Annotated in this window: 1 protein-coding gene; it reads right to left on the bottom strand. The window is 26.1% G+C overall.

Going from position 1 to position 238, the window contains the following annotated elements:
- Positions 1-75: 75 nt before the first annotated feature.
- The gene (locus tag ACY2RX_RS14880; protein WP_490104747.1) at positions 76-231 is read right to left on the bottom strand and encodes a helix-turn-helix domain-containing protein; all 156 of its coding nucleotides are present in this window, start codon (positions 229-231) and stop codon (positions 76-78) included.
- Positions 232-238 lie beyond the last annotated feature (7 nt).

The raw sequence follows: 238 nt of genomic DNA, 5'->3' as shown, positions 1-238 counted from the left end.
TACAAATTTCATATATCAAAAAGACAACCGAATTAACTATTCATTATTTTCTTTAGACTTCTTTTTTGAATTCTTTTAACAGTACTGTGATGGAGGTTCATCAAAAAGTTTTTGAAATGATTTTCTAAAGTGTTTTAACTCATTAAACCCAAGATCAAATGCGATTTCTGAAATTGTTAAATTGGTTCGAAATATTAATTGTGCGGCTCTTTTTACTTTCATAGTTCTAATAAATTCT

The sequence above is a fragment of the Polaribacter sp. 2405UD43-2 genome (genome assembly GCF_058147125.1).
The sequence above is the reverse complement of the archived record's forward strand: the minus strand, read 5'-3'. Positions and strand labels throughout refer to the sequence as shown.